This is a genomic window from Streptomyces sp. OfavH-34-F, assembly GCF_022347745.1.
Lineage (GTDB): Bacteria > Actinomycetota > Actinomycetes > Streptomycetales > Streptomycetaceae > Streptomyces.
The window spans coordinates 1-3921 of the sequence record NZ_JAKRGC010000453.1 but is presented as its reverse complement, the minus strand read 5'-3'; the positions used below and the strand labels follow the sequence as shown (position 1 = coordinate 3921).

At 72.8% G+C, this 3921-nt stretch carries 4 protein-coding genes; 1 reads left to right on the top strand and 3 read right to left on the bottom strand.

The window, feature by feature from the left end; genetic code table 11:
- Window positions 1-885, bottom strand: an 885-nt coding sequence (locus MHW47_RS33145; RefSeq protein WP_239227552.1) for a serine/threonine-protein kinase, incomplete at its 3' end; no start/stop codon positions are given.
- A 120-nt stretch (window positions 886-1005) separates the two neighbouring features.
- Window positions 1006-2163: an acyl-CoA dehydrogenase gene (locus MHW47_RS33140; protein WP_239227551.1), complete on the bottom strand. Its 1158-nt coding sequence runs from the start codon at window positions 2161-2163 to the stop codon at window positions 1006-1008.
- A 175-nt stretch (window positions 2164-2338) separates the two neighbouring features.
- Between MHW47_RS33140 and MHW47_RS33135 the strand changes: the two genes are divergently transcribed.
- Window positions 2339-3682 carry a UDP-glucose/GDP-mannose dehydrogenase family protein gene (locus MHW47_RS33135; RefSeq protein WP_239227550.1) on the top strand — a complete coding sequence of 448 codons (1344 nt, stop codon included), beginning with the start codon at window positions 2339-2341 and terminating at the stop codon, window positions 3680-3682.
- A gap of 22 nt (window positions 3683-3704) precedes the next feature.
- Here MHW47_RS33135 and MHW47_RS33130 read toward each other — a convergent pair.
- Window positions 3705-3921, bottom strand: a 217-nt coding sequence (locus MHW47_RS33130) for a CGNR zinc finger domain-containing protein (protein ID WP_239227549.1), incomplete at its 5' end; no start/stop codon positions are given.

The window sequence follows — 3921 nt, the reverse complement described above, 5'->3', positions numbered from 1 at the left end:
GGGCACCGGGGGCGGGACCTCGGCCTCCGGTACGCCGATCTCCCGCCACACGGCGGGCGCGCCGTCCGCCCCGAGCCGCTGCCGGCACCAGTCCACGATCTCCGCCGGAGCGGGCCGCGCCGCCGGGTCGGTGGCCAGGCACCGGGCGAGCAGGGGCCGCAGCGGCTCGGGGAGCCGGGTCAGTTCGGGCGCGGAGTGGATGATCCGGTACAGGACGTCCACGCCGGGGCCGTCGCCGTAGAGCGGGCTGCCCAGCGCCGCGAACGCGGCGGTCTGGGCGAGGGCGAAGACATCGGTCGCCGCCGTGACCTGTTGCAGGGACGCCTGCTCCGGGGCCATGTAGGCGGGCGTGCCGAGCGGGTGTCCCGTCGCCGTGTGGGCCGTCGCGTCGGCGGCGAGCGCGATGCCGAAGTCGATGACGCGCGGCCCGTCGGAGGCCAGCAGCACGTTCGACGGCTTGAGGTCACGGTGGACGATGCCCTCGGCGTGGATGGCCCGCAGCGCCTCGGCCGTGCCCGCCATCAGCCACAGCAGGGCGGGCACCGGCAGCGGGCCCCGCCGGGCCACGGCCTGGGCGAGCGAGGGGCCGGGCACGTACAGCGTGGCCAGCCAGGGCTGCGCGCAGTCCGGGTCGGCGTCCAGCACCTCGGCCGTGTACGCGCCCCGGACCCGCCGGGCCGCCCGGACCTCGCGGGCGAAGCGCTTCCTGAAGTCGGGGTCGTCCGCCAGTTCGGGGCGTACGACCTTGACCGCCACCGGCCGGCCGCCCTCGGTGTGCGAGAGGTAGACGCGGCCCATGCCGCCCGCGCCCAGCCGGGCGGCGAGCCGGTAGCCCCCCACCTCCGCCGGATCGGTCTCCTGAAGTGGCTGGAAGGTCTCCGTCACCTGGCCTCACCCCGCTCCCCGCTGTGCCGCCCCCACCCGCGACGGCAGCCTAACAACGGCCGAACCCCGGCCCGCCGGGCCGGGGTTCGTACCGATACGCGCTGCTCCGCAGGTTCTGCGTTACGGCAGGTTGCGGGCCATGACGATGCGCTGGACCTGGTTGGTGCCCTCGTAGATCTGGGTGATCTTGGCGTCGCGCATCATGCGCTCCACCGGGTAGTCGCGCGTGTAGCCGTAGCCGCCGAGGAGCTGCACCGCGTCCGTGGTGATCTCCATGGCGACGTCGGAGGCGAAGCACTTGGCGGCGGCGCCGAAGAACGTCAGGTCGCCGTCGACGCGCTCGGACTTGGCGGCGGCCGAGTAGGTGAGCTGGCGGGCGGCCTCCAGCTTCATGGCCATGTCGGCGAGCATGAACTGGACGCCCTGGAAGTCGGCGATCGGCTTGCCGAACTGCTTGCGCTCCTGGACGTAGCCCTTGGCGTAGTCGAGGGCGCCCTGGGCGATGCCGAGGGCCTGGGCCGCGATGGTGATGCGGGTGTGGTCCAGGGTCTTCATCGCCGTGGCGAAGCCGGTGCCCTCCTCGCCGATCATGCGGTCGGCGGGGATGCGGACGTTGTCGAAGTAGACCTCGCGCGTCGGGGAGCCCTTGATGCCGAGCTTCTTCTCCGGCGCGCCGAAGGAGACGCCCTCGTCGGACTTCTCGACGACGAAGGCCGAGATGCCCTTGGAGCGCTTCTCCGGGTCGGTGACGGCCATGACCGTGTAGTACTCGGAGACGCCCGCGTTGGTGATCCAGCGCTTCACGCCGTTGAGGACCCAGAAGTCGCCGTCGCGCACGGCGCGGGTCTTCATGCCGGCGGCGTCGGAGCCCGCGTCCGGCTCGGAGAGGCAGTACGAGAACATGCCGTCGCCCTTGGCCAGCGGGCCCAGGTACTTCTTCTTCAGGGCCTCGGAGCCGGACAGGACGACCGGGAGCGAGCCGAGCTTGTTCACGGCCGGGATCAGGGAGGAGGAGGCGCAGGCGCGGGCCACCTCCTCGATCACGATGACCGTGGCGAGGGCGTCGGCGCCGGCGCCGCCGTACTCCTCCGGTACGTGGACGGCGTGCAGGTCGGCGGCGGTCAGGGCGTCCAGCGCCTCCTGCGGGAAGCGGGCCTCCTCATCGACCGCGGCCGCGTGCGGGGCGATCTTCGCCTCGGCGAGCGCACGCACCGTCTCACGGAGCATCTCGTGCTCCTCGGCCGGACGGTACAGGTCGAAATCGGTCGAACCCGCCAAGACGCTCACTCCCCAGGGTGCTAACTACCGTTAAGTAACCCAATTTTAGGCGTTCGACCCGCCCCCGGCATACGCGCTCGGGCCGTGAGCTGCGCGACAGCCGGAAAAGGGCTGTTCCGCGGCCCGGACTATGCTCGTTCCCCGCATGTCCGTCCGCATCTCACAGGAGCACCCCATGGCCCTCAGGATCACCGTGATCGGCACCGGCTACCTGGGGGCCACCCATGCCGCGGCCATGGCGGAGCTGGGCTTCGAGGTGCTGGGGCTCGACGTCGTGCCCGAGAAGATCGAGATGCTGTCCGCCGGCCGGGTGCCGATGTACGAGCCCGGCCTGGAGGAGCTGCTCCAGCGGCATGTCACGGGCATCGAGGGGTCCACCGGGCGGCTGCGGTTCACCACCTTCTGGGAGGAGGCCGCCGAGTTCGGCGACGTCCACTTCGTCTGCGTGAACACCCCGCAGAAGCACGGCGAGTACGCCTGCGACATGACGTACGTGGAGAGCGCCTTCGACTCGCTGGCGCCGCTGCTGACCCGGCCCGCCCTGGTCGTCGGCAAGTCCACCGTGCCCGTCGGCTCCGCCGCCCGCCTCGCCGCCCGCCTCGCCGAGCTGGCCCCCGCGGGCACCGGCGCGGAGCTGGCCTGGAACCCGGAGTTCCTGCGCGAGGGCTTCGCGGTCCAGGACACCCTGCACCCGGACCGGATCGTCGTCGGCGTGACGAGCGAGCGGGCCGAGAAGCTGCTGCGCGAGGTGTACGCCGTACCGGTCGCGGAGGGCTCCCCGTTCGTCGTGACGGACTACCCGACCGCCGAACTGGTGAAGACGGCCGCCAACTCCTTCCTGGCCACCAAGATCTCGTTCATCAACGCCATGGCGGAGGTCTGCGAGGCGGCCGACGGGGACGTGGCCAAGCTCGCCGAGGCCATCGGGCACGACGACCGCATCGGGAAGAAGTTCCTGCGGGCCGGCATCGGCTTCGGCGGCGGCTGCCTGCCCAAGGACATCCGCGCCTTCATGGCCCGCGCGGGCGAGCTGGGCGCCGACCAGGCGCTGACGTTCCTGCGCGAGGTCGACTCGATCAACATGCGCCGCCGGGGCCACATGGTGGAGCTGGCCCGCGAGGCCCTGGGCGGCGGCTCCTTCCTCGGCCGGCGGGTCGCCGTGCTCGGCGCCACCTTCAAGCCGGACTCGGACGACGTGCGGGATTCGCCGGCGCTCAACGTCGCCGGCCAGGTCCACCTCCAGGGCGGCCAGGTCACCGTCTTCGACCCCAAGGGCATGGAGAACGCCCGCCGCCTCTTCCCGACCCTCGGCTACGCGGAGAGCGCGCTGGAGGCGGTGCGCGGCGCCGATGTCGTCCTGCACCTGACGGAGTGGCGGGAGTTCCGCGAGCTGGACGCGGAGGCGCTGGGCGCGGTCGCGGGCCGCCGGATCATCCTCGACGGGCGCAACGCGCTGGACCCGGCCGTGTGGCGCGAGGCCGGCTGGACGTTCCGCGCGATGGGCCGCCCGACCGCCTGACCCCCGGCCCCGTCCCCCCTTTTCAGGCGCGGCGCGCCCGGTACGTACGCATCTTGGCGCGCGCCCCGCACACCGACATCGAGCACCAGCGGCGGCGCCCCGCCGGGCTGCGGTCGTAGTAGGCCCAGCGGCAGTCCGCGGCCTCGCACGCCTTGAGCCTGGCCCAGGTGCCGTCCGCCGACGCGGCGGCGATCGCGGCGGCGATCCGCGCCGTCAGCCCCGGCTCCTCCTCCACCGGG

Excerpts from the sequence above, each read along its gene's own strand:
- MHW47_RS33135 (WP_239227550.1), top strand. The coding sequence starts at position 2,339 with ATGGCCCTCAGGATCACCGTGATCGGCACCGGCTACCTGGGGGCCACC.